We start from the raw sequence: 25,584 nt of genomic DNA, 5'->3' as shown, positions 1-25,584 counted from the left end.
ACCGGTCGGCACGATGGCGCGATTGTACAGCAAAGCCGTTCAATACGCGCAGCCACTCATACGCCCCGCTCACGCGGCCTCGACCTCCACCGGCACGCCGTTCAACGCCGCGTTGCCGGATACTGCGTCAAGGTGGCGCTCGTCGGTCAGGTCATTGGCACTGGCGCCCGGCTGCGCGGCGGCGATGGCCATGCGCACCCCCGGACGACCGTGCCCCCAGCCATGCGGCAGGCTGACCACACCGGGCATCATCTCGTCGCTGGCGGCCACTTCGACCTCGATCATCCCGACCCGCGAGCGGACCCTGACCAACTGCCCATCGCTCAGCCCGCGCCGCTGCAGATCGGCCGGATGCATCAGCAGCTGGTGCCGCGGCTTGCCTTTCACCAGACGGTGATAGTTGTGCATCCAGGAGTTGTTGCTGCGCACATGGCGGCGGCCAATCAGTACCAGCTGGCCGTCCTGCGGCAATGGCTGGACGGCCAGGCGCCGCAGGTCGGCGAGCAGCAGCGGCGGCGCCGCCTGGATGGTCTTGTCCGCGGTCTTCAGGCGTTCCGCCAGGTTGGTGCGCAACGGCCCGAGATCGAGGCCGTGCGGGTAGTCGCGCAGCGTCGCCAACGACAAGCGCTGCTCGCTGCGATCGCCGTAGGGGCCGAAGCGCAGGCCCATGTCGATCATCTGCTCCGGTGACATGGTGGGCTTCAGTTCGCCGCCAGTCCGCGCGGCGAACGCCTGGGCCAGGCCGACGAAGATTTCCCAGTCGTGCAGCGCGCCGGCCGGCTTGTCCAGCACCGCTTCATTGAAGCGGGTGACGTTGCGCACGGCGAACAGGTTGAAGGTGGTGTCGTAGTGATCATGCTCCAGCGGCGCGGTCGGCGGCAGGATCAGGTCGGCGTAGCGGGTGGTCTCATTGATGTACAGGTCGACGCTGAGCATGAACTCCAGGCCGTCCAGCGCCTGTTCCAACTGCCGACCGTTGGGGGTGGACAGCACCGGATTGCCGGCCACGGTGATCAGCGCGCGAATCTGCCCGTCGCCCGGGGTGAGCATCTCATCGGCGAGCGCCGCCACGGGCAGCTCGCCGCCGTACTCGGGCAAGCCGGAGACGCGGCTCTGCCAGCGGTTGAAGTGACCGCCCGAGGTGGTGGCGACTAGGTCCACCGCCGGCTGGGTGCAGACCACCCCACCCTCGCGGTCGAGGTTGCCGGTGACCAGGTTGATCAGCTGCACCAGCCACTGGCACAAAGTGCCGAAGGCCTGGGTGGAGACGCCCATGCGCCCGTAGCACACGGCCTTGTCAGCGCCGGCGAAGTCCCGCGCCAGCTGACGAATCTGCTCGGCCGGCACCCCACAGCGCTGGCTCATGGCCTCGGCGCTGAATTCTCCGATCGCCGCACGCACCTCGTCGAGGCCGGCCACTGGCAGCGTGGTGGCGCGGGTCAGGCCTTCGCTGAACAGGGTATTCAGCACACCGAGCAGCAACGCGGCGTCCTGCCCCGGACGGATAAAGATGTGCTGATCGGCGATGCCCGCAGTTTCGCTGCGCCGCGGATCGACCACCACCAGCTTGCCGCCGCGCGCCTTGATCGCCTTCAGACGCTTCTCCACGTCTGGCACGGTCATGATGCTGCCGTTGGAGGCCAGTGGGTTGCCGCCGAGGATCAGCATGAAGTCGGTGTGATCGATGTCAGGAATGGGGATCAGCAGGCCGTGGCCGTACATCAGGTGGCTGACCAGGTGGTGCGGTAGCTGGTCGACCGAGGTCGCCGAATAGCGGTTGCGGGTCTTCAGCTGGCCGAGGAAGTAGTTGCTGTGGGTCATCAGCCCGTAGTTGTGCACGCTCGGGTTGCCCTGGTACACGGCGACCGAGTTCTGCCCGTGACGGGCCTGGATGTCAGCAAGCTTTTCGGCGACCAGGGCGAACGCCTCGTCCCAGCCGATCGGCTGCCAGCTGTCGCCGCTGCGCCGCATCGGCTGGCGCAGCCGGTCGGGGTCATGCTGGATGTCCTGCAGGGCCACCGCTTTCGGGCAGATATGGCCGCGGCTGAAGCTATCCTGGGCATCGCCCTTGATCGACAGGATGCGCTGGCTGCCGTCGGCGTCACGCTCGGTTTCGATGGTCAGGCCGCAGATGGCCTCACACAGGTGGCATGCACGGTGGTGGAGGGTCTTGGTCATGGCCGGGCCTCTCATTCTTGTGGTTCGAGACGACCGGTCAGGTCGTCAAACCCTGACTATGGCGCCAGCCCGCCTTGCGCGCCAGAAGCGTTCGTCACATGAATCGCCTACCATCAGGCGAGCCAATCAGCGCGCGGGAAGGCATTGACGGCGGACAGGCGGCAATTTGCCTGGACGCGTCTTTTCCTTATAAGATCCCGACCTTCCCCCGTTTCGTCGCCCCCGCGCGGCCTCCAGCCGTGGCTTTTGTATTCTTTTCCGCAGCACGCCAAAGCCCGCCGATGTCAAAGGTTTGAATGATGAGCGCTAGACACTTCCTCTCGCTAATGGACTGCACGCCCCAGGAGCTGAATGGCCTGATTCGTCGCGGCATCGAGCTGAAGGACCTGCGCAACCGAGGCGCCCTGTACGAACCGCTGAAGAACCGCGTGCTGGGGATGATCTTCGAGAAGGCCTCGACCCGTACCCGCCTGTCCTTCGAGGCCGGCATGATCCAGCTCGGCGGCCAGGCGATCTTCCTCTCCCCGCGCGACACCCAGTTGGGGCGTGGCGAGCCGATCGCCGACTCGGCGATCGTCATGTCGCGCATGCTCGACGCCGTGATGATCCGCACCTACGCCCACAGCACCCTCACCGAGTTCGCCGCGCATTCGCGGGTCCCGGTGATCAATGGCCTGTCCGACGACCTGCACCCCTGCCAGCTGCTGGCCGACATGCAGACCTTCCTCGAGCACCGCGGCGCGATTCAGGGCAAGACCGTGGTGTGGATCGGCGACGGCAACAACATGTGCAACACCTATATCGAAGCGGCGATCCAGTTCGACTTCCAACTGCGCGTTGCCTGCCCGGCCGGCTACGAACCCAATGCCGCGCTGCTGGCCCAGGCCGGCGAGCGCGTGACCATCCTGCGCGACCCGCTCGAAGCGGTGCGTGGTGCACATCTGGTAAGCACCGACGTGTGGACTTCGATGGGCCAGGAAGAAGAAGCCGCCGCGCGCATGGCACTGTTCCGCCCCTACCAGGTGACCCGCGCCCTGCTCGACGCCGCCGCTGACGACGTGATCTTCCTGCATTGCCTGCCCGCCCATCGCGGCGAGGAAATCAGCGAAGACCTGCTCGACGACCCGCGCTCGCTGGCCTGGGACCAGGCGGAGAACCGCCTGCACGCGCAGAAAGCGCTGCTCGAACTGCTGGTCGAGCCGGCCTACCACCACGCATGAGCGAGCTACTGCTGAGCCTGCGCGACCTGGCGTGCGGCTACCGCGGACAACAGATCGTTCAGCAGCTCAACCTGCACCTCAACGCCGGCGACATTGGCTGCCTGCTTGGCCCGTCGGGCTGCGGCAAGACCACCACGCTGCGCGCCATCGCCGGTTTCGAGCCGGTGCAACAGGGCGAGATTCAGCTGGGCGGCGCGGTGATCTCCCGCGCCGGATTCACCCTGGCACCGGAGAAGCGCCGCATCGGCATGGTGTTCCAGGACTACGCGCTGTTCCCGCACCTCAGTGTGGCCGACAACGTCGCCTTCGGCATTCGCCAGCACCCGCAGCGCGAACGCATCACCGCCGAGCTGCTCGACCTGGTCAAGCTTGGCGCCCACGCGCGCCGCTACCCGCATGAGCTGTCCGGCGGCCAGCAGCAGCGCGTCGCCCTGGCCCGCGCGCTGGCGCCGCAGCCACAACTGCTGTTGCTCGACGAACCGTTCTCCAACCTCGATGGCGAACTGCGCCGGCGCCTCAGCCACGAGGTGCGTGACATCCTCAAGGCCCGTGGCACCAGCGCGATCCTGGTCACCCACGATCAGGAAGAAGCCTTTGCCGTCAGCGACCACGTCGGGGTGTTCAAGGACGGCCACCTGGAGCAGTGGGACACGCCCTACAACCTCTATCACGAGCCGCTGACGCCCTTCGTCGCCAGCTTCATCGGTCAGGGCTACTTCATTCGCGGCCAGCTGCTCGGCCCGGACGCGGTGCAGACCGAACTTGGCCCGATCCGCGGCAACCGCGCCTACACCTGGCCGACCGGCAGTGCGGTGGATGTGCTGCTGCGCCCGGATGACATCGTCCACGCGCCGGACAGCACCCTGCAGGCGAGGATCGTCGGCAAGACCTTCCTCGGCGCCGCTACTTTGTATCGTCTGCAGTTGCCGACCGGCACCCAGCTGGAATCGATCTTCCCCAGCCACGTCGACCACCCACCGGGTGCGCTGGTCGGCATCCGCGTCGCCGCCGACCATCTGGTGGTGTTCGCGGCCCAGGGCAGCGTGGCCGCGCACCTCGAGTTCGGCGATTCCGGCGTGCGCCGCACGCCCGGTGCGCCGGCCTGATGCCCCCGGGCGCTTGCTCTAGAGCGACTTGAGGCGGTCGCGCCCCTCTTCCTTGGCTTGATACAACGCCGCATCGGCGCGCTGCAGTGTGTCTTCCCAAGGCTCGTCGCCGCGGTAGGCACTGAGGCCGACCGAGAAGGTCAGCCGCAGCGCGCCGAAGCCTTCCCACAGCTTGTCGCGCAAGGCCTCCTGCAGACGCCCGACTAGGTGCTCGGCACCGGCGGTGTCGGTGCGCGACAGCAGCAGCAGGAATTCCTCGCCGCCCAGTCGAGCGATGAAATCGACGTCGCGCACGGTGTGGCGGAATAGCTCGGCCAACTGGCGCAGCACCGCATCGCCACCGGCGTGGCCGAAACGGTCGTTGACCGTCTTGAAGTAGTCGAGGTCGATCAGGCAGACCACGAAGCCGTACTGACCTCGGTCGGCCAGCGCCTTCTGCTGGGACATCAGCTCATTGGCGAAGCGGCGGTTGTACAGGCCGGTCAGCTCGTCGGTGATCGCCAGCTGCTGGATGCGCTCCAGCGCCTGATGCAAGTCGTGATTGCGCTGCTGCAAGACGTTGCGCAGGCTGCTCATCTCCAGCCCCAGCAGCGACACGCCGAGCACCAGCACGAAGAACTCCAGGGCCTGGATCAGCTCGACCCGCGGCTCGATGGCCGCGCCACGCCACCACAGCGCCGCCATCAGCACGGCATAGCACAGCAGGGTGAACAGGCCGACCCGCACGAAGCCGCCGAGACGCAGGCGGAAGGCGCCGAACATCATCACCACCAGCACCATCATCAAGAACAGCGCGCGCAGGTTCTCGACAAAATAGGCGCTGATGAACACCACGGCGATCGCCCAGCACATCTGCACCAGGGTCAGGCTGGGGTCGTGGAAACGCAGGTTGAGGTTGAGCCAGATACTCAGCAGGAACAGCACCCCGCTGGCCAGCACCACGAACGACAGCACCAGCATGCCGCCCAGGCTGAGCGACATGAACCCGGCGCCGAACAACAACCAGCAGAGCAGCAGATGCAGAATCGAGGCGGTGTAAGCCAGGAGGGTACGGCGCAGGCGCAGCAGTTGGTCGCGCGGGGGCAGCGTCATCGACAATCCTTTTCAATCAAACTGCCGGCAGTATAGACAGCCGCGCTGTCGCTCCCGTCCGGGGTCAGTCAAGCCAGAGTGTGCCGCTCGCGATGCGCACGGCATGTCCGGCGATCTTCACCCGATCACCCTCCAGGCTGCAATACAGCTCGCCACCACGCGCCGAGCACTGAAAGCCGTCGAGGCGCTGCTTGTCGAGCCGCGCCGCCCAGTAGGGGATCAGGCTGCAGTGCGTCGAGCCGGTCACCGGGTCCTCGTCGATGCCGATGCCCGGGGCGAAGTAGCGCGAGACGAAGTCATGCTGCTCGCCGGGCGCCGTGACGATCATGCCCAGCCAGGGCAGTGCCGCGACCTGCTTCAGGTCGGGTCGACAGGCGCGCACGCGCTGCTCGTCGGCAAGCACCACCATCAGTTCCTTGCCAGTGTCCAGCACCGCCTGCGGCGCCTCGCCAACCGCCTGCAGGATCGCCGCACTGGCTTCGATCGGCTGCGGCGGCAAGCAGGGGAAATCCAGCACCAGGCGCCCGCCCTCGCGGCTGACGCTGAGCGCACCGGATTGGCAGACGAACTCGAGTCGCTCGCCCGGCTCCTGATAGTGCTCGAACAGTACATAGGCGCTGGCCAGCGTGGCGTGGCCACACAGCGGTACTTCGCTGGTCGGGGTGAACCAGCGGATGTGCCAGCGCGCACCCTCCTTCACCACGAAGGCGGTTTCCGCCAGGTTGTGTTCCGCGGCGATGCGCTGCATCTGCGCCTCGTCCAGCCAGGCGTCGAGGCGATAGACCATCGCCGGATTGCCGCTGAACGGCCGCTGGGTGAACGCATCGATCTGGTGGAAATGCAGCTGCATGGCGACCTCGCGAAGGAAAAAAGTGTGCGCCCAGTATGCCGGCCGGCGCAGGCCGCCACCCGGCACAGTCAGGGGGCTTTCGTGGCGCTACAGTTCGCCGTCGCGCAGCCCGTAGCTGGCCAGCAGCACCCGCAGGCGACCGTTCTCGCGGTAGCGCTGCACGCCCGCCTCGAATAACGCCATGTAGCGCTGGCTGCTCGCCAGCTTGGGCGCAAAGGCCAGGTAGATCGGCACGTCTGGCGTGCGGCAGCCGGCGCGGCGCAGCACTGCAGGTGGCGCCCGCCGCGACAGGTAGCGGGCCATCACCCAGGTGTTCTCCAGGGTCGCATTGGCACGGCCGCGCAGCACCTTTTCGACGTTGATGCCCAGCGCCTGGTCGCCCGCGGCCGTCTGCACCCGTGTGTTGTCGTGCTCGTAGGCGTGGATGTAGCCGTTCAGTTCTTCGCCGTAGCTGTAGCCGTTGATCACCGCCAGGCTGATCGTCGCCAGCGATGCCAGGCCGTCGTAGCGCCAGTCCGTGCCCGGCTGGGTGTAGAAGCACATGCGCGAGATGGCTGGCGCGGTGGCGCTGAACAGGAAGTCCGGGGCGTCGTCGCGGCCGGCACCGATCAACGCATTGGCGCGGCCCTGGCGCACATCGAGAATCGCCCGCGCCCAGTTGACCGTCTGGTACTCAACGCGAATCCCCTCTTCGCCGAAGATCTGCTGCGCCAGCTCGACGAAGATGCCCGGTTTGGAGGCCTTCGCCGCGCAGTTGATCGGACACCAGACGTCGCCGGTAATGATCAAGGTCTCGCCCCAGGCCGGCGCTCCGCTCGCGGCCATCAGCAGCAGCGCTGCCCATCCGTTCCGAAACTTGCGCATCCTGCGTGACCTCTTCGTCGAACTCGTCTTTCAGGCGCCGCTGCGGACCCGCTGCACCGCATCCAGCCAGCCGGCATACAGCTTGTCGCGGTGCGCCTCGGCCATCCGCGGGGTGAAGCGTTGTTGACGATGCCAGTGACTGGCGATCTGCGCCAGGTCGGCATACAGACCGGCCTGCAGACCGGCCAGGTAGGCGACGCCGAGCGCCGTGGTCTCGGTGACCTCCGGGCGCTCCACCGGCACGCCGAGGATGTCGGCGAGGAACTGCATCACCCAGTTGTTCTCCACCATGCCGCCGTCGACCCGCAGCGCACTGGGCGCGGCGGCGCCGTCCTGGCGCATCGCCTCGAGCAGGTCGCAGGTCTGGTAGCACACCGACTGCAGGCCGGCGGTGACGATTTCCTTGATCCCGGTGTCGCGGGTCAGGCCGAAGATCGCCCCGCGCGCTTTGGGGTCCCAGTACGGCGCGCCAAGGCCGGTGAACGCCGGCACCAGGTAGACGCCACTGGCATCGCCGGTCTGCATCGCCAGCGCCTCGCTATCGCGCGCGTGGCTGATCAGCTTGATGCCGTCGCGCAGCCACTGCACCGCCGCGCCGGCGACGAAGATGCTGCCCTCCACCGCGTAGATGACTTCGCCGTTGAGGCGGTAGCCGACCGTGGTCAGTAGGCGGTTCTTCGAGGTCACCGGCTGGCGACCGGTGTTCTGGATCATGAAGCAGCCGGTGCCGTAGGTGCTCTTGACCATGCCGGCCTCGAAGCAGGCCTGGCCGATCAGCGCGGCCTGCTGATCGCCGGCCATGCCCAGCACCGGGATGCTCGCGCCGAGCAGCGTGGCCTCGGTGTGGCCGAACTCGGCGGCGCAGTCCATCACCTCCGGCAGCAGGCTGCGCGGGATGTCGAACAGCGCCAGCAGCTCGTCGTCCCACTGCTGGCTGTGGATGTTGAACAGCAGGGTGCGCGAGGCGTTGGTCGCGTCGGTACGGTGCGCCTGACCGCCGCTCAGGCGCCAGAGCAGGAAGCTGTCCACCGTGCCGAAGCGCAGTTCGCCGCGTTCGGCACGCTCACGGGCGCCGGGCACGTTGGCGAGAATCCAGCGCAGCTTGGTGGCGGAGAAATACGGGTCGATCAGCAGGCCGGTCTTGCTCGCTACCGCGGCCTCGTGGCCGGCGGCCTTGAGCTCGGCGCAGTAGTCGGCGGTACGCCGATCCTGCCAGACGATGGCCGGGTGGATCGGCGTGCCGGTCTGCGCATCCCACACCAGGGTGGTCTCGCGCTGGTTGGTGATGCCGATGGCGGCGATCTCGGCGGCGTTCAGCCCGCTCTGCTGCAGGGCCTCGCGACAGACCTTGAGGGTCGTCAGCCAGATTTCCTCGCCGTCATGCTCGACCCAGCCGTCTTTCGGGAAGTACTGCTTGAACTCCTGCTGCGCGCGCGCCACCGGCAGGCCCTGGGCGCTGAATACGATGGCGCGGGAACTGGTGGTGCCCTGGTCGATGGCGAGCAGGTACTGACTCATGCACTGGTCCTTGTGGTTGTGGCTCCTTGCCCGGCCGGGCAAGGAGAAAAGGCGACGTGGGTGGTCCGTGGCTTAAGCATGGCGGACCAATCGATCAGTCCCGTCCGATGGCGGCGAACTGCGCCTGGGTGTGCTGCGCCAGTACGCTGGCTGCCAGCTCCACTTCCAGACCACGGCGCCCGGCGCTGACGTAAATGGTCGGCTGCGCCTGGGCCGAGTCGTCGATGAAGGTGCGCAGACGTTTCTTCTGGCCCAGCGGGCTGATGCCGCCAAGCAGATAGCCGGTGGCGCGCTGCGCGGCCTGCGGGTCGGCCATGTCGGCCTTCTTCACCCCTGCGGCATGGGCCAGCGCCTTGAGGTCGAGGCTGCCGGCGACCGGCACCACCGCGACCAGCAACTCGCCCTTCTCGCTCGCCGCGAGCAGTGTCTTGAATACCCGCGCCGGCTCCAGACCGAGCTTTTCCGCCGCTTCCAGGCCGTAGGACGGCGCCTTGGGATCGTGGGTGTAGCTGTGCACGCGGTGCTCAGCCTTGGCTTTCTTCAGCAGATCGATGGCAGGCGTCATGTTCGATAGTGAAAATTAGATGACAATGCCGCCTTACCTTAGCCGTAATTGGCCAGCCGCAACAGCCTATAATCGTCGAAAAAACAGGAAGCCCGCATGGATCTCGCTCCCCGTCAGCAGCGCATTCTCGACCTCGCCCGCGAACGCGGCTACGTCAGCATCGACGAGCTGGCCCAGGCCTTCGCCGTCACCCCGCAGACCATCCGCCGCGACATCAACCTGCTGGCCGAACGCAGCCTGCTGCGGCGCACCCACGGCGGCGCGGCGAGCGAAGCCTCGAGCATCCACAACACCGCCTACGCCATGCGCGCCGGGCAGATGCGGGACGAGAAGCAGCGCATCGCCGAGGCGGTCGCCGCGCAGATTCCCGATCATGCCTCGCTGTTCATCAGCATCGGCACCACCACCGAGGCGATCGCCCGCGCGCTGCTCAACCACCGCGGCCTCAAGGTGATCACCAACAACCTGCACGTCGCTGCGCAGCTCAGCGCCAAGGCCGACTTCGAAGTGTTGATCGCCGGCGGCACGGTGCGCGACGACGGCGGCGTAGTCGGCCAGGCGGCGGTGGATTTCATCCAGCAGTTCAAGGTGGATTTCGCGCTGATCGGCATCAGCGGCATCGACGAGGACGGCAGCCTGCTCGACTTCGACTACCAGGAAGTGCGCGTTTCCCAGGCGATCATCCACAACGCGCGGCAGGTGTTGCTGGCCGCCGACTCCAGCAAGTTCGGCCGCAACGCGGTGGTACGCCTCGGCGCCGTCGAGCTGATTCACCAGCTGTTCACCGACAGCGCGCCGCCCTCCGCGCTGGCCCGTCGCCTGGCCGAGCAGAAGATTCAGCTGCATCTGGTCTGACGCTTTCCAGCTCGCCGATAAGGGCAGCGCCCGCCCACTGGGTCCCCGCCTGCGCGGGGACGACGGGGTGAAGGGTGACCCATCCTCGCTCCGTCATTCCCGCGTAGGCGGGAATCAATCGCTCGCTCGGCCTGAGCACCGACTGAACCCGCGCGAATCCCTATCGCTGCTATCACCCGACCACTGCCCAGGCGCAGGGCTGGCCAGTGCGCGTATTTCCCCCTACTATTTTCGGAAACGAACATATAAACGTTCACTTTCACTCCAAGGGGTCCGCGATGTCCGCCACGCCAACGCCCAGCGCACCGCTCGCCGAAGTCTACGATCTGGCCGTGATCGGCGGCGGTATCAACGGTGTGGGGATTGCCGCCGATGCGGCCGGGCGCGGGTTGTCTGTGTTCCTTTGCGAAAAGAATGACCTCGCGCAACACACCTCCTCGGCCAGCAGCAAGCTGATCCACGGTGGCTTGCGCTACCTCGAACATCACGAATTCCGCCTGGTGCGCGAATCGCTGGCCGAGCGCGAAGTGCTGCTGGCCAAGGCGCCGCACCTGGTACGACCGCTGCGCTTCATCCTGCCGCACCGCCCGCACCTGCGCCCAGCGTGGATGATCCGCGCCGGGCTGTTCCTCTATGACCACCTCGGCAAGCGCGAACAGCTGCCCGCCTCGCGCAGCCTGCGCTTCGGCATCGGCAGCCCGCTGAACAGCGAGATCCGTCGTGGCTTCGAGTATTCCGACTGCGCGGTGGACGACGCCCGCCTGGTGGTAGCCAACGCCATGGCCGCCCGCGAACTGGGCGCGCATGTGCACACCCGCACCCGCTGCGTCAGCGCACGGCGGCGCAAGGGCCTCTGGCACATCCATCTGGAGCGCGCCGACGGCAGCCTCTATTCGATTCGTGCACGGGTGCTGGTCAATGCCGCCGGCCCCTGGGTCGCCCGGCTGTTCGCCGAGGAACTGAAGCTGCCCTCGCCCTACGGCATCCGCCTGATCCAGGGCAGCCACATCATCGTGCCGCGCCTGCACGACGGCGAGCAGGCCTACATCCTGCAGAACGAGGACCGCCGCATCGTCTTCGTGATTCCCTATCTGGACCGCTTCAGCCTGATCGGCACCACCGACCGCGAGTTCCACGGCGACCCGGCTCAGGTGCGCATCAGCGACGAGGAAATCGACTACCTGCTGCAGGTGGTCAATGCCCACTTCAAGCACCGCGTGCAGCGCGCGGACATCCTGCACAGCTACGCCGGGGTGCGCCCACTGTGCGACGACGAGAACAGCGATCCGTCGGCGATGACCCGCGACTACACCCTGGACCTCAACGGCCAGCCCGGCGAAGCGCCGCTGCTGTCGGTGTTCGGCGGCAAGCTGACCACCTACCGCAAGCTCGCCGAAGCGGCGCTGGCCCAGCTCGCGCCATACTTCCCGACGCTGCGGCCGAACTGGACGGCCGACGTCGCGCTACCGGGTGGTGAGCAGTTGCGCGACCCGGCCGGGCTGGCCGAGGCGCTGTGCCAGCGCCTCGGCTGGCTCGATCAAGGTCTCGCCCGGCGCTGGGCGCACAGCTATGGCAGCCGCTGCTGGAAATTACTTGAAGGCGTGCAGCAGCCGAGCGATCTCGGCGACCACCTGGGCGGCGGCCTGTACACCCGCGAAGTGGATTACCTGTGCCGCCACGAGTGGGCCCAGGAGGCCGAGGACATCCTCTGGCGGCGCAGCAAACTCGGCCTGTTCCTCAGCCCCGGCCAGCAAGCGCGACTGCGCCAGTACCTGACCACCACACATCCCCCGCGGCCGGAGGATGTGCAGCCAGCCTAGCCTCAGGCGCGGCGCGGGTTGAGCAGGAAGTACGACAGCGCCGGAATCAGCAGCAGCGCACCGAGCATGTTCCACAGGAACATGAAGGTCAGCAGGATGCCCATGTCGGCCTGGAACTTGATCGGTGACCAGGCCCAGCAGATCACCCCGGCCGCCAGCGTGATGCCGACCAGCCCGACCACCCGCCCGGTGAACGCCACCGCCTTGCGATACGCCTCGGTCAGCGGCATGCCCTGCCGTTGGTAGTGCAGCTGCACGCTGAGCAGGTACAGCGCGTAGTCGACGCCAATACCGACACCCAAGGCGATCACCGGCAGGGTCGCGACCTTCACGCCGATACCCATCGCCACCATCAGCGCCTCGCAGAGAATCGAGGTGAGCACCAGCGGCAGCAATGCCACCACGGTCGCCCGCCAGCTGCGGAAGGTGATCAGGCAGAACACCGTCACCGCCAGGTAGACGTACAGCAGCATGGTGCGATTGGCCTCGCGGACCACGATATTGGTCGCCGCCTCGATGCCGGCGGTACCGGCGGCGAGCAGGAACTGGCGATCCTCGGTGCTGTTTTCCTTGGCGAACTTGTCGGCGATGGCCACCACTTCATCCAGGGTCGCCGCCTTGTGGTCCTTGAGGAAGGCGATCACCGGCATCACCGAGCAGTCGGTGTTGAACAGTTCCGGAGCGTTCACCGAGGCCTGCTGGGCGGCGTAGTTCAGCACGTTCTGGTTGCGCTGGATGCTGTTCAGCTTGGGATTGCCTTCGTAGGTGCCGGCGGTGATCTGCCGTACCGCGTTGACCAGCGAGGCGGTCGCCTGCACCCCCGGGTGCTGCTGCAGCTCCCAGGCCAGGCGATCGGCGAGCACCAGGGTCTGGTAGTTCAGGCAGCCTTCCGGCGGGGTCTTGATCATCACCGCGAACAGGTCGCTGGACAGCGCGTAGTGGCTGGTGATGTAGGCATTGTCACGGTTGTAGCGCGAGTCGGCGCGCAGCTCCGGCGCGCCGCTGTCGAGGTCGCCGATCTGCAGCTGCAGGCTGACCAGGAAGCCGCCAACCCCCAACAGCAGCGCCACCAGCAGCGTGCCGATCGCCCAGTTGCGGGTGGTGAAGCGGTCGAGCAGGTCCCACAGCTTGCCGAAACCGCGGTGCTCGGCGGCGCGGGTGTCGATGCGCAGCGCGCGCTCGGCGGCCTTGCGGCCGACGCCGACGTAGGACAGCGCCACCGGCATCAGCAGCAGCGAGGTGAAGATCAGCACCGCCACGCCGATGCTCGCGGTGATCGCCAGGTCCTGGATCACCGGGATGTCGATCAGCATCAGCACGGCGAAGCCCACCGCGTCGGCGAGCAGCGCGGTAACCCCGGCGAGGAACAGGCGGCGGAAGGTGTAGCGCGCGGCGATCAGCTTGTGGGTGCCGCGGGCGATGTCCTGCATGATGCCGTTCATCTTCTGCGCCGCGTGCGACACGCCGATAGCGAAGATCAGGAACGGTACCAGCACCGAATAGGGATCGATGGCGTAGCCCAGCCAGGCGACGATGCCCAGCTGCCAGACCACCGCGATCAGCGAGCAGCCGACCACCAGCAGGGTGCTGCGCACGCAGCGGGTGTACAGGTAGATGATCACCAGCGAAGTGGCCACCGCCAGGCCGAAGAACATCATCACCTGGATCAAACCGTCGATCAGGTCGCCGACCAGCTTGGCGAATCCGATCACCCGCACCTTGTACTTGCCGCTGCCCTCTTCGCCCGACTCACGCGCGGCGCGGTCGCCGGCGAATTCGATCTTGTCGCGCAGCTGCTCCTCGAGCAGTTGCGCGAACTTGTAGTAATCGAGACGCTGACCGCCGGCCGAAGCCTGGTCGAGCAGCGGCACGATTAGCATGGTCGATTTGAAATCGCTGGCCACCAGGCTGCCGACGATGCCGGCGCGGCCGATGTTCTGCCGCAGCTGCTCGATGTTCGCCGGGCTGCCCTGGTAGCTGTCGGGCATCACCGGGCCGCCCTGGAAGCCTTCCTCGGTGACTTCGGTCCAGCGCACCGCCGGGCTCCACAGCGACTTCATCCAGGCGCGGTCGACGCCTGGGGTGAGGAACAGCTCGTCGTTGACCTGCTTGAGCACCTCCAGGTACTCGGGGTCGAAGATGTCGCCCTGGGTGTTCTCCACCACCACGCGCACCGAGTTGCCGAGGCCGCGCAGCGACTTGCGGTTCTCCAGGAAATTCTGAATGTACGGCTGGCTCTGCGGAATCATCTTCTCGAAGCTGGGGCGCAGCTCCAGGCGGGTCGCCGCCATGTAACCGAGCATCACGGTGACCAGCGCCATCACCAGCATGAACATCAGGCGATGGTTGAACACCAGGCGCTCCAACCGGTTGCCGGAGCGGCGGTCGAAGTCCAGCAGTTCGCGGATCACCGGCATGGTGTCTTGTTTCAAATTGCCCATGTCAGGGTACTCGCTCTGATTTCTGGTTATTCAACGGGCAGCGTGCGCACGCCACGGCTGCCGACCAGCACCAGCGTGCCGTCGGCGGCCAGGGCGGCACCGGCTACCGGCGCTGGCGCCGGTTGCGGCACCAGTTGCAGCGGACCGTCGGCCTGGCTGGCCTGCAGCAGGTGACCGGCCTGGGTGAACAGCTGGTAGTCGCCATGTGCGCCGAGCAAGCCGGCGGTGATGCTGAGCTGCAGACCGGACGGCACTTGCTGCCAGGTGTAGCCGGCGTCGGTGCTGCGGTACACGTGGCCGCGCAGGCCGAAGACAATCACCTCGCCGGGCTGGCCGATCACGCCGAAATAGCTGCCCTGGTAGGGCGTGGGCATGGCAATGAAGCGCTCGAGGATGTCATCCCACTTGAGCAGCAGGCCCTGCTCGCCGGCGATGTACAGCGCATCGCCGGTCGAGGCGATGGCGTTCAGGTGGAAGTTCTGCGGGTTGTCGGTGCGGTCCTGGAACGGCGTCCAGCTCTGCCCGCCATCGGTGGTGCGCAGGATCAGGTTGAACACGCCGATCACGTAGCCGACCTGTTCGTTGGCAAACCACACGTCGAGCAGCGGCTTGTCGGCGCCCTCCTCGACCAGTCGCTGGCCTTCGGCGGCCAGCGCCGCCCATTGTTCTTTGCCCGGTTCGGCAGCGGCCAGGTCGCTGTAGTGCTTGAGCACCAGCGCGCCGATCTGCCGGCCATCGAGCTGCTTGGTCCAGGTTGCCCCGGCGTCGCTGCTGTGCAGCACCACGCCATCGTTACCCACTGCCCAGCCCTGCTGAGCCGAGGGGAAATGTACGGCGGTCAGATCGGAGCTGACCGGCACGACGGCCTGCTGCCAGGCTTGGCCGCCGCCATCGGAATAGAGAATGTGGCCACGCTGGCCCACGGCAACCAGGCGCTGCCCGGCACGTGCCAGGTCGAGCAACGGGCTGCGCTGCGCCAGCGCACTCGGCTTGGCCGGCAGGTCCAGCACGTCGACGTAGCCGGCCGCCTGGACGGCGCCCTGCGCAAACGCCAGGCACAGGCCCGCCGCCAACAGCAGACGCTTGTTGAATGAACACATAACGCGACCTCTTGAGAAAACCGCGCCGGGCGGCACTCGTTGGTGCAACCCGGCGTCGCCAGCGGGTGCCCGTACCAGGTGGTGCGGGCAGCCAATGAAGGGCGCTTAGCGGATGCCGGCGCCGGCGAGCGACTCGGCCGACCACTGGGCCTTGGTCAGCGGATCGATGTAGCGGATGCCACCGTACGGACCAACGATGCCGTTGATGTTGTACGAGTTGCCGACCATGTCGTAGACCATGAACGGCGTGGAGTCCGGTACCTGCTTGTCATAGCTCTGGCTGAGGAAGGCGAACGAACCACGGAACAGCTCACCGCGGGCGTCGTACTGGTCGGAGGCGAGAGCGACCCAGCTGTCCTCGTCGAGGTAGAAGCGGCGCTTGGCGTAGATGTGCCGTGCGCCGGCCTTCAACGTACCCTCGACGACCCACACGCGGTGTTTCTCCCAACGCACGTAGTCCGGCGCCAGGTGGTTCGGCGTGGTCAGCGTCTTCGGATCGGAGGCGTAGGTCAGCTTGTAGGTGTTGTAGGGAACGATCAGCTCCTGCTTGCCGACCAGTTTCCAGTCGAAGCGATCCAGCGCGCCGTTGAAGACGAACACGTCGTCGTAGGTGCCGGCACCGGCGGTACCCGGGTTCGGCGTGTCGTAGGCCAGGCTCGGCGCCAGTTTCACGCGGCGTTGACCGGGCAGGTACTGCCAGGCGCGGCGCGGCTGCTCGACCGCGTTGGCGGCGTCCTTGAGCATGATCGCCTCGCCGGCACGGCGCGCCGGGCCGGTGTAGTACAGCTTCATCTGGTAGTAGACGCCAGAGCTGTCGATCGGCTGGGCGAGGTTTTCGTAGATCGGGTAGTTGATGAACGCCTGACCGGTGGTGGCCAGGGTCGCCACGCCAGCGGAGTCAACGTTCCAGGAGTCGTACTTGGAGTTGATGGTCACGCCCTGGTAGCGCAGCAGGTGGTTCCACATCGCCTCGGCGCCGCTCTGCGGAATCGGGAACGGTACGCCCGGCAGCACGTTTTCGATCGCCAGACCGCCGTTCAGCGACTTGGCGCCGGTGGCGTTCTTCTGGCTGTTGTCGAGCACGGCCTGCGGCATCGCCACGGTGCGGTGGGTCGGGTAGACGTCGATGCGGAAGCTTGGGTAACGCTTGGCCAGCTCGGCGCTGGTGGCGGTCAGTTGGCCCTTGTACTTGTCGACGTTCTTGCCGTCGATGACCAGCTGCGGCTTCTCACCGGCAAACGGATCGGGACGCATGCTGTCGCCGGACTTGAAGCTGGCCGGCGCGGTGGTCAGACCGCCCTCGTAGGCGGGGATCGCGCCGTCGGCGCTGGCGCCTTTCTCGGCGCCGACCAGAGTCAGGCTGCTGCCCAGTTGTGCGGCCTGTGCCGGGTCAACGGCGGCGTGTGCGGTTCCGGCGAAGGCTACCACCAGGGAAGCCGCCATCAGAGTGGGTACGAATTTCATCTCGTAAATCTCCTGCCTGGGTGTTCCAGGCGCTGCGGTAATCAGAAGGTGGTCTTGAAAGTCAGGTAAACCGCGCCACGGTCTTCCGTGGTGGCGCCGCCGCCCGAGAAGGACGAATAGCCGCCGGCGTAGCAGGTGTAACGCTGCCCGGCGTCCAAAGCGTTAGGGGTGGAACCATCGGTCGAACCGTTGACGCATTTCTCGGCGTCACCGAAGGAGTCCACGTACTTGAGGTCGACGAAGTACTGGTTGTAGATCGCCGCGCCGACGCCCACCGCGTAGTTGCCGGTGTCTTCAGCGCCACCGGCAGCCACCGGGGAAACCCCGTCGATGCCGACGTTCACCGACATCGGCATGCTCAGGTCGACGCCCGGGAATACCTGGTACCAGGTCGGTGTGAAGTTGACCGCGACGCCCCAGTTGTCGCGAGTCGGCTGGTCGATACCGCGGTAGGTGCTCTTGCCCTTGTAGAGGGCTTCGTTCTTGCTATCGAGGCTCAGCAGGTTGCTGTAGTACACCTCGCCGAGCAGGCTGGCGGCGTCGAACAGCGGGGTGTCGCCGATCGCCATCAGGCCGTTGATGGTCCAGTGCAGGGTGTCGCCGGTGGCGCTGGCACTGTCGCCATCTTGCGGCACGTCGGTGATCACGCCGGTGCTCGGGGCACGTGCAGTCGGGAATGCACCCAGACCAGCGGCCAAACCAAGCGGACCCGGAGCACTGAGGAGTGCCGGAATGCTGGCCAGCGGCATGTGGTGACGCACGTTCAGGTCGCTACCGACGCTGACCCCGGCGAATTCCTTGGACAGGCTCAGGCCGTAGATGTCGATGTCGTCGCTGTAGGCGAAGTTGTAGCTGGTGCGGCCGACCGAATCGACCAGACGGCAGACTGGAACCAACTGCGGTGCCGGCGCCGACTGGCAGGAGGCGGGACCAGTAGCAACCGTCAGGCCACGGGCATCGAGCACGGCCTGCGGGAGGATGTCCGAGGTCTTGCGGTAGTAGAAGCCCAGGGTGCCATCCAGCCACTCCGGCGACCACTTGGCCATCAGGCCCCAGTCACCACGGTCTTCCGGCTCCAGATCATTGCCACGCACCACGTTGCTCAGTGCGTCGTTACCCAGCGGGCCGGCCGGGCGCGCGGTATGACCGAGCAGGAAGGATTGCGCGCCGAAGCCAACCAGGTCGGAGCTGCCGTAGTAGGTACCGGCTTCCGGCAGACGCGCGGCGTCCCAGCGGAAGAAGTACTGCGCGGCCAGGGTCAGTTCGGAGTTGACGGTAAAGGTGGTGGAAATCTGCTCGCGCGGCACGAACAGTTCCTTGGCCTCGGTGCCCGGCGACGCCGCCAGCTTGGCGAGGTCGAGGCCGGACTGGCCGTAGCTGATGGCATGCACCGGGTTGAGGAGGGTTTCGCCCCAGTAGACGTTGTGCTGGCCGGCCTTGACGCTGAACAGCGACTCGTCGCCGATCTCGGTGCTGTAGAACACGAAGGCATCGAGAATTTCGCCGGACGGACCGCTGTAGTAACGCTGCGCGTAGTTGCTCAGGTGGCGGTCACCGAAGCCGACGTTGTCGTTGGCGGTGAGTGCCCCCAGGGCGTGCGGGGCGACCAGACCACTGTTCGAGCCGTTGGTGTTGGCGAACGGGTTGGAATTGGAGCCGGTGTTGTCGTAGGCCTTGTCGTACCAGCTGGCGGCACTGACGCGGAAGCCCATGTTGTTCTGGTACACCACATCCAGCTCGGTCAGCAGGTCGATGCGGTTGGTGATGTTGGTGCCGGCCTTGCGGAAGTTGTAGTCGCCGTCGTTGTTGTTCGGCGTACCGAGCATGCGCTTGTCGGCACTTTCGGCGCGCACGCCGTAGTTGTACTTGACCGTGTTATCGAAACGCACCGCCCAGTCCGCGTCGTCCATGTGCAGCTCGACGGCATGCGCGGCGGGCAGCGACGCGGCCAGGATGGCCGACGCCAGCAAGCTGCGACGCAAAGGACCGAGGTTGTGATTCTTATTTTTATACATGCGTGTCTCCGCTGTTGTGTGTGTGGCTCTAACACCGGCTCGCATCCGTCAGGGCAACGGTGCGAGCCCTTGGTACTGCGGCTCAGGCCGCGACTGGCTACGGCGCGCTACGGCGCAACGTGCTGCCAGTCGTGCTGACCGAACCATCCAATTCGAGAATGAATTCCTCGGCCTGCGGCCATTCGCCGTAACCGGAGGCCGGGTTGAGGTGGCCGACCGCGCCGAGGTTGACCAGCTGGCTACCCCAGTCCTCGGCCATGTGGCAGGCGGCGTCGAAGCTGGCTAGGTGGTCGTTGGTGCTGGCGGCGATGATGCTCGGGAACGGCAGGCGCTTGGCCGGCAGCGGATCCCAGCCGTGGGCGCGCAGGCTTTCCGGAGTCGGGTAGCCTTCCGGCCAACTGGCTTGCAGGTCTGGCGGGGCGGCCAGCAGCGCGCCCTGGATCGGCCGGCGGTACACCGCGGCCCAGTGCGCCACCATCAGCACGCCGGCGCTGTGCGCGACCAGGATCACCGGGCCGTCGATCTGTTCCAGCTCGCGCTGAATGGCATCGACGCGGGCGGCGCAGCTGAGCTTGTCGTGCTCCAGCGGGGGCACCGAACGCACCTTGCTCAGCTTGGCTTCAAGCAGGGTTTGCCAGTGTTGCGGCACGTGCTCGCGCAGGCCGGGAACGATCAGCACAGTGGCATGGGTTTGCAGCTTGTCCACATCGACACCTTTACAGTTGCGACCGGCACTCGAGCTGGCCGGCTAGTCATTGCGGACCACAGTAAAGAGCGCCCACCCCCATCGCTTCACATTTCACGTCAGCCATTTTTCATTTGGTGACACGGCCTGCACGCATCGATGACGGCCGTGCCAAACGGCATGCCGAACAGTGCCTGAGCGCGTGCCCAAGGCGGCGCGCAGGCGGCATATCAGGCCGTCGTCGCGGGGTGAAATCGCCGAAAAAGACCGCCCCACTGCCGCGCTTCGCGTGCCGCCGCTCAGCTGTTCGCTGCTTGCCCGCTGCGCAACAGCGCCTGCAGCTGTTCCAGCGGCATCGGCCTGGCCAGCCAGTAACCCTGGCCGTGGTCGCAACCGGCGGCGCGCAGGCATTCGAGCTGCTCCACGGTTTCGATGCCCTCGGCGACCACGGTGATATCCAGGCTGGCCGCCACCTGCACCGCCGCCCGGACGATGGCCTGGTCGACCGCGTCGTTCGGCAGCCCGGCAATGAAACTGCGGTCGATCTTCAGCCGGTCGAAGGGCAATTGCTTGATCGAGCCGAGCGACGAATAGCCGGTGCCGAAGTCATCCATGCTGACCACCACGTCGCTGGCGCGCAGGCTGTTGATGATCTGCACCGCGTCGTCCAGGTTGCTCACCGCCACCCGCTCGGTGATCTCCAGTTCCAGCCGTGAACCGGGCAGGCCGGTGCGCGCCAGGCTGTCGCCGATCAGGCTGAGGAAGTCCTCGCGCAAAAAGGTCGAGCCACAGATGTTCACCGCCACCGGCACATCGAGCAGGCCGCTGCGGATCAGCGCCAGGTTGTCGCGGCAGGCGCGTTCCAGCACCCAGTGGGTGATCGCGCCGATCAGCCCGTACTCCTCGGCCAGGCCGATGAACTCAGTGGGCGACACCGCGCCGCGCTCACCGTCATGCCAGCGCAGCAGCGCCTCCATGCCCACCGGGCGCGGCTCCGCCTCGAGGGCGTACTGCAGCTGGTAGTGCAGCTGCAGGCGCTCCTCCTTCAACGCCTCGCGCAGCCGCTCGAGCATCAGCAGACGTGCCTCGGTGCGTCGCCGCAACGCCTGCTGGAACACCCGCACGCAATTGCCGCCGGCGGCCTTGGCCTGGTACATGGCCAGGTCGGCATCGTTGAGCAGGTGATCGAGGCCATGGCTCTCGCCCGGATACAAGCTGACCCCGACGCTCGCGCCGACGCTCAGGCTCAGGCCGTCGACCCGGAAGCGCGGCGCCAGGCACTTAATCAGCCGCTCACCGAGCTGCACCGACTCCTCGGCGCGCGCGCCGACTTCGGCGATCACCACGAACTCATCGCCGCCGACCCGCGCCAGCTGGTCGTTCTGCCGCAGCGCGCCACGCAGACGCCGCGCGACCTCGGCGAGCAGCCGGTCGCCGACCTGATGGTCGTGGCGGTCATTGACCTGCTTGAAGCCATCCAGATCGATAAAGAACACCGCCAGGCGCTGCCCCGTCGCGTCGCAGGCGCTGACCGCGCGCTGCAGGCGTTCGCGCAGCTGATGGCGGTTGAGGCAACCGGTCAGCGCATCGTAGGTGGCCAACTGAACCATGCGGTCATCCAGCGCACGGCGCTCGCTGATGTCGTGACAGATGCCGACGAACAGGCGCTGGCCACCCAGCTTCAGCGCGCCGACGCTCAGTTGCAGGGGGAAGCAGCTGCCATCCTTGCGCCGCCCCACCACCTCGCGGCGCGTACCGACCAGGTTGGCCGACCCGCCGCGGCGAAGGTTGGGCCGATAGCCGGTGCGCTGGCTGTAGTACGGCTCGGGCATCAGCACATTGATGTTCTGACCGAGCAGTTCGCTGCGGTCATAGCCGAAGGTATGCACCGCCGCCGGGTTGAGCTCGCGCACCTCGCCGTGCGCATCAATGACGATCATGCTGTCCACCGCAGTGTCGAACACCGCGCTGGCCAGTTCACCGAGGCCGAAATCCGGCTCGCGGTGCTTCGCTTGCGTATCCACGCGGCACCCCACTCAGGTATCGAAGCGCGCCACCAGCGCGTGCAGCGCATGGGCCGTGGCTTCCAGCTCGCCACCCAGGTGCGCGGAGCGGGCGGTGACCGCGGCGTTCTGCTCGGCGGCCGTGGAGATGTTGCTGATCTGCCGCGAGACGTCCTCGGCCACCACGTTCTGCTGCTCGGCGGCCGAGGCCATCTGCTCGGACATCTGATGGATGCGCTCGATGGCCACGGTGATCCCGCCCAGCGCCTGCTCGGTTTCGACCACCCGCGCGACGCCGGCGCGTGCCTCCTCGCTGCCCTGGTGGGCGATCTGCACCGCGCGCCCGGCGACGTCCTGCAGGCTGGCGATGATGCCCTGGATGGTGGTGGTGGATTCCTGGGTCTTCGACGCCAGGGCACGCACCTCGTCCGCCACCACGGCGAAGCCGCGACCCTGCTCACCGGCCCGCGCCGCTTCGATGGCGGCGTTGAGAGCCAGCAGGTTGGTCTGCTCGGCGATCGCGCGAATCATGTTGGCCGCCTGCTGGATCGACTGCGCTTCGCTGGCCAGACCGGCCACCGAGGCGCTGATGCCGTCCACCGTGTGCGCCAGTTTCTCCACCACCGCGCGGCTCTGTTGGGCCTGGCGCGTGCCATCGATGGACAGTTGATTGACCTGGCGCGCCTCCTCGGCGGTCTGCTGCACGTGCACGGCGACCTGGTTGATCGACGCCGCCATCTCGTGCATCGCGGTGGCCGCCATGTCTGCCTCGACGCGCTGCGCCTGCAGCGCCTGTTCGGCCTGCTGCACCAGCTGGCCGTTCTGCGACGCCTGGCTGGCGGTCCGCGTGGCGTAGTCGCCGAGCAGCCCCAGCGCGGTGCGAATCCGCGCGCCTTCGCTGATCATCGCCAGCTGCAGACGTGATACCGCGCCGGTGTCGTCGCTGTAGGTGCGCGCCACCAGCTCGCTGTCGAACGCCTTGGGCGCCGCCAGGGCGACCCGCCGCATGGCGCGCTTGACGAAGCGCATCGTCGCGGCGGTCTGCGCCAGCGACAACAGCACCGGCAGCGCCACGCCCCAGCCGCCCGCACCGGAGAGGTACAGCAGCGGGCCGAGCGTCGCACCGAGTAGCGGCAGCAACAGGAAGCGCGCCGCGACGCCAACGCGTTCGCCCAGCGAGGCTGCCGCGCGGCCCTGGTTCAACCGTGCGTACAGCGCGGTGGCGCGGCGCACCTGATCGGCGTCCGGCCTGACCCGCACCGACTCGTAACCGACCACCCGGCCGTTTTCGAGAATCGGCGTGACATAGGCATTCACCCAGTAGTGATCGCCGTTCTGGCAGCGGTTCTTGACGATACCCATCCAGCTCTTGCCGGCCTTGAGGTAGGCCCACATCTGCTCGAACACCGGAGCCGGCATGTCCGGGTGACGCACCAGGTTGTGCGGGCTGCCGATCAGCTGCTCGCGGGTGAAACCGCTGACGGCGATGAATTCGTCGTTGCAGTAGGTGATCTTGCCGGTGGTATCGGTGGTCGATACCAGGCGCTGATCGGCTGGATACAGGCACTCGCGCCCCGTGAGCGGCATGTTGATTCGCATCGTTACTCCCTGCGCGTAACCACGCGCGACTGCCTACGAAGATCACCTACCAGCTCCACCACCGGCGGCGTTGCACGGCCGCCGGGGCAGTTCGGTCCTGGCCCGGCGCAACCCTGTGCGGCCGGGCATCCCGGCCAGACGCACAGGTCGGCAGGATGCTCAGGAGTGTAAAAACGCCCCTCCCCCGCCGCTTCGCTTTAGCTGTCAGACACTTTTCATTTCGTGACCCAAGCTTGCTAAGCTGAGGGCTCAATTCGAGCCGCGCGGCCCCGCTGGAGCCGCCCATAAGCGAGCCACAAGATGACCGTGCAAGCCCGTTCCGCCGTGCTGACCAACTACCTGGAGGTGGCGAGCCACTTCGGGCTGAAATCCCACGCGCTGCTGTCCCAGGTCGGCCTGACCCAGGCCATGATCAGCGACCCCGAGCAGCGCATCCCGGTCTCGGCGGCGATCAGACTGATGGAAAACTCCGCGCAGCAGAGCGGTTGCGAGACCTTCGGCCTGCGCATGGCCGAGCTGCGCCAGCTCGCCGACTTCGGCGAGGTCAGCCTGCTGCTCAGCCATCAGCACAGCCTGCGCGATGCGCTGCAAGTCATCGTGCAGTACCGGCATCGGCTCAACGACTCGCTGGCCATCCATATCGAGGAAGCCGGCAGGACTGTGATCATTCGCGAGGAGCTGGTCAGCGACTATCCGACCCACAGCCGCCAGGCCACCGAGCTGGCGATCGGCGTGATGTACCGGTTCTGCGCCGCGCTGCTCGGCGCGCACTGGCAACCGATCAGCGCCAACTTCAGCCACGAGGCGCCCGCGGACCTCTCGGTGCATCGCCGGATGTTTTCCTGTGCGCTGGAGTTCGGCGCTGAGTTCAACGGCATCGTCTGCCCGGCGGCCAACCTGGACAGCACCAACCCGCTGGCCAATGCCGCCATGGCGCGCCACGCGCAGCGCTACCTGGACTCCATGCAGAATGCCGACGACCGCTCGCTGGCCCAGGACGTGCGCAAGGCCATCTACCTGCTGCTGCCGATGGGCCGCGCCACCATCGAGCAGATCGCCCAGGCGCAGGGCATGAACGTGCGCACCCTGCAGCGCCGTCTGGAGGAGGAAGGCGGGGTGACCTTCAGCGACCTGATCAACAGCGTGCGCCGCGAACTGGTGGTGCGCTACATGGAGAACCCCGGCTACTCGCTGGCGCGCATCGCCGACATGCTCGGCTATTCGCTGCCGAGCTCGTTCACCCGCTGGTTCATTTCGCAGTTCGGCATGCCGCCGGCCACCTGGCGCAGCCAGCACAACATCATCCCGCGCAAGAACAACTGAACCGGGCGCGACCGCTGCCCGCCCAGGCAGCGATCGCCAAGCGCCAGCTCAGTTGGCGTTGCTGGCGGTGCTCGGCACGTTCGCCTCGCCCGCCACGGTCAAGGCCAGCTCCTCGAGATCGGTGACCGCCCGGCCCAGATAGAACTCGGCGCCGCCATGGGTCTGGCTGGTGCTCTGCTGCAACTCGGCGCGCACGAAGTGGTAGCTGCTCTGGATCTTGCGCAGCTCGGCGAGGTGCGCGGGGTAGCGCGTCATCAGCGTGTCGAAGCGCTGCTCGATGCGCCGGTCGAGTGCCTGCAGGGCGTCGGTCGCCAGCGGCGTGCGGGTCTGCTCCGGCAACGGGTAATGGCGCAACTGGTAATCCAGCAGCAGGCTGGCCAGATCGCTGCTCTGCGCGTTGAGCGGCAGGCGCGCCTGGACCTCGGCCAGGGTCAGCGGGGCCTGCAGCTTGGCTGCCGCCTCGCGCAACTTCTGTTGCTCGGCGAGCAGTTGCTGGAGCAGCTGCGGATAGCGCTGGCGCTGGCTGCGCGGCAAGCCGTCGAGTTCGCGGAACAGCTGCTGCATGACCCGCAGCGGCTGTTCCAGTTCGGCCGGCTGACCGAGCTGGACGATGGTCGTGTCGAGGCTCTGCAGGTGGTAGAAGACCGCCGTCAGCGCGCGCGGATCGGGGTCGCGCTCCAGCGGCGTGAAGTACAGCAAGGCACTGGCACACAGCAGCTGGCTGCGGCTGTCCAGTTCACTCAACTGCTGGACACTGCGCCCATCCCCCCAGGCCAGCGTGCTCAACAGACTCAGCAGACACAGCAGCAATTTCGTTCGCATCTTCCCTATCCTCGCTTTTTGTTGTTATGGCGGGTGCTATGACGAATCGACTCGGTTGCTTCGG

19 protein-coding genes are annotated in these 25,584 nt (G+C 66.8%); 5 read left to right on the top strand and 14 right to left on the bottom strand.

The annotated features are described in order from the left end of the window. Positions 1-69: 69 nt before the first annotated feature. On the bottom strand, positions 70-2,178 hold the full coding sequence (locus JQX08_RS07105) for a molybdopterin oxidoreductase family protein (RefSeq protein ID WP_204915592.1): 2,109 nt from the start codon (positions 2,176-2,178) through the stop codon (positions 70-72). A 299-nt stretch (positions 2,179-2,477) separates the two neighbouring features. On the opposite strand from JQX08_RS07105, the gene argF reads away from it, so the two are divergent. Next, entirely contained in the window at positions 2,478-3,398 is a 921-nt protein-coding gene (gene argF, locus JQX08_RS07100; protein ID WP_204915591.1) for an ornithine carbamoyltransferase, read from the top strand. Further along, positions 3,395-4,504: an ABC transporter ATP-binding protein gene (locus tag JQX08_RS07095; RefSeq protein ID WP_204915590.1), complete on the top strand. Its 1,110-nt coding sequence runs from the start codon at positions 3,395-3,397 to the stop codon at positions 4,502-4,504. The genes argF and JQX08_RS07095 overlap by 4 nt, the downstream gene beginning before the upstream one ends. A gap of 18 nt (positions 4,505-4,522) precedes the next feature. Here the strand turns inward: JQX08_RS07095 and JQX08_RS07090 are convergent, their stop codons facing one another. From JQX08_RS07090 to ybaK, 5 genes are all read right to left on the bottom strand, one after another. Further along, complete coding sequence (locus JQX08_RS07090; protein WP_204915589.1) at positions 4,523-5,596, bottom strand: GGDEF domain-containing protein; 1,074 nt, start codon at positions 5,594-5,596, stop codon at positions 4,523-4,525. 64 nt (positions 5,597-5,660) lie between these two features. Beyond that, positions 5,661-6,446: a PhzF family phenazine biosynthesis protein gene (locus tag JQX08_RS07085; protein WP_204915588.1), complete on the bottom strand. Its 786-nt coding sequence runs from the start codon at positions 6,444-6,446 to the stop codon at positions 5,661-5,663. 87 nt (positions 6,447-6,533) lie between these two features. Next, entirely contained in the window at positions 6,534-7,310 is a 777-nt protein-coding gene (locus tag JQX08_RS07080) for a substrate-binding periplasmic protein (protein WP_204915587.1), read from the bottom strand. Positions 7,311-7,340: 30 nt separating this feature from the next. Next, positions 7,341-8,828 carry a glycerol kinase GlpK gene (gene glpK, locus JQX08_RS07075; RefSeq protein ID WP_204915586.1) on the bottom strand — a complete coding sequence of 496 codons (1,488 nt, stop codon included), beginning with the start codon at positions 8,826-8,828 and terminating at the stop codon, positions 7,341-7,343. 94 nt (positions 8,829-8,922) lie between these two features. Continuing rightward, positions 8,923-9,393, bottom strand: coding sequence for a Cys-tRNA(Pro) deacylase (gene ybaK / locus JQX08_RS07070; RefSeq protein ID WP_204915585.1), 471 nt, complete (start codon positions 9,391-9,393; stop codon positions 8,923-8,925). 96 nt (positions 9,394-9,489) lie between these two features. On the opposite strand from ybaK, the gene JQX08_RS07065 reads away from it, so the two are divergent. Together JQX08_RS07065 and glpD are read left to right on the top strand one after the other, a co-directional pair. Further along, a complete protein-coding gene (locus tag JQX08_RS07065; RefSeq protein ID WP_204915584.1) occupies positions 9,490-10,248 on the top strand; it encodes a DeoR/GlpR family DNA-binding transcription regulator in 759 nt (252 codons plus the stop codon). A gap of 278 nt (positions 10,249-10,526) precedes the next feature. Beyond that, positions 10,527-12,068 (top strand): glycerol-3-phosphate dehydrogenase, encoded by a 1,542-nt coding sequence (gene glpD, locus JQX08_RS07060; RefSeq protein WP_204915583.1) that lies wholly within the window; start codon positions 10,527-10,529, stop codon positions 12,066-12,068. A 2-nt stretch (positions 12,069-12,070) separates the two neighbouring features. Here glpD and JQX08_RS07055 read toward each other — a convergent pair whose 3' ends face one another. The 7 genes from JQX08_RS07055 to JQX08_RS07025 all read right to left on the bottom strand — a co-directional run bounded on the left by JQX08_RS07055 (position 12,071) and on the right by JQX08_RS07025 (position 23,375). Then, positions 12,071-14,509 (bottom strand): efflux RND transporter permease subunit, encoded by a 2,439-nt coding sequence (locus tag JQX08_RS07055; RefSeq protein ID WP_204915582.1) that lies wholly within the window; start codon positions 14,507-14,509, stop codon positions 12,071-12,073. Between the two features lie 26 nt (positions 14,510-14,535). Further along, positions 14,536-15,609 (bottom strand): WD40/YVTN/BNR-like repeat-containing protein, encoded by a 1,074-nt coding sequence (locus tag JQX08_RS07050; RefSeq protein ID WP_204915581.1) that lies wholly within the window; start codon positions 15,607-15,609, stop codon positions 14,536-14,538. Between the two features lie 105 nt (positions 15,610-15,714). Next, entirely contained in the window at positions 15,715-17,073 is a 1,359-nt protein-coding gene (locus JQX08_RS07045; RefSeq protein WP_204915580.1) for a DUF1329 domain-containing protein, read from the bottom strand. A gap of 41 nt (positions 17,074-17,114) precedes the next feature. Further along, positions 17,115-19,088, bottom strand: a complete 1,974-nt coding sequence (locus JQX08_RS07040; RefSeq protein WP_204915579.1) for a DUF1302 domain-containing protein — start codon at positions 19,086-19,088, stop codon at positions 17,115-17,117. A 97-nt stretch (positions 19,089-19,185) separates the two neighbouring features. After that, complete coding sequence (locus JQX08_RS07035; protein ID WP_204915578.1) at positions 19,186-19,794, bottom strand: alpha/beta hydrolase; 609 nt, start codon at positions 19,792-19,794, stop codon at positions 19,186-19,188. Between the two features lie 278 nt (positions 19,795-20,072). Further along, positions 20,073-21,797 carry an EAL domain-containing protein gene (locus tag JQX08_RS07030; RefSeq protein WP_204915577.1) on the bottom strand — a complete coding sequence of 575 codons (1,725 nt, stop codon included), beginning with the start codon at positions 21,795-21,797 and terminating at the stop codon, positions 20,073-20,075. 12 nt (positions 21,798-21,809) lie between these two features. After that, positions 21,810-23,375, bottom strand: a complete 1,566-nt coding sequence (locus JQX08_RS07025) for a methyl-accepting chemotaxis protein (RefSeq protein ID WP_204915576.1) — start codon at positions 23,373-23,375, stop codon at positions 21,810-21,812. Positions 23,376-23,675: 300 nt separating this feature from the next. Here JQX08_RS07025 and JQX08_RS07020 point away from each other — a divergent pair, with 300 nt between their 5' ends. Beyond that, positions 23,676-24,698: an AraC family transcriptional regulator gene (locus JQX08_RS07020; protein ID WP_204915575.1), complete on the top strand. Its 1,023-nt coding sequence runs from the start codon at positions 23,676-23,678 to the stop codon at positions 24,696-24,698. Positions 24,699-24,746: 48 nt separating this feature from the next. On the opposite strand, the gene JQX08_RS07015 is transcribed toward JQX08_RS07020, so the two are convergent. Continuing rightward, a complete protein-coding gene (locus JQX08_RS07015) occupies positions 24,747-25,520 on the bottom strand; it encodes a hypothetical protein (protein ID WP_204915574.1) in 774 nt (257 codons plus the stop codon). Positions 25,521-25,584 lie beyond the last annotated feature (64 nt).

The organism is Zestomonas insulae, assembly GCF_016901015.1.
In the GTDB taxonomy this organism is placed as follows: Bacteria; Pseudomonadota; Gammaproteobacteria; order Pseudomonadales; family Pseudomonadaceae; genus Aquipseudomonas; species Aquipseudomonas insulae.
Note: the sequence above shows the minus strand (reverse complement) of the source record. Positions and strands in the feature narration are given on the sequence as shown.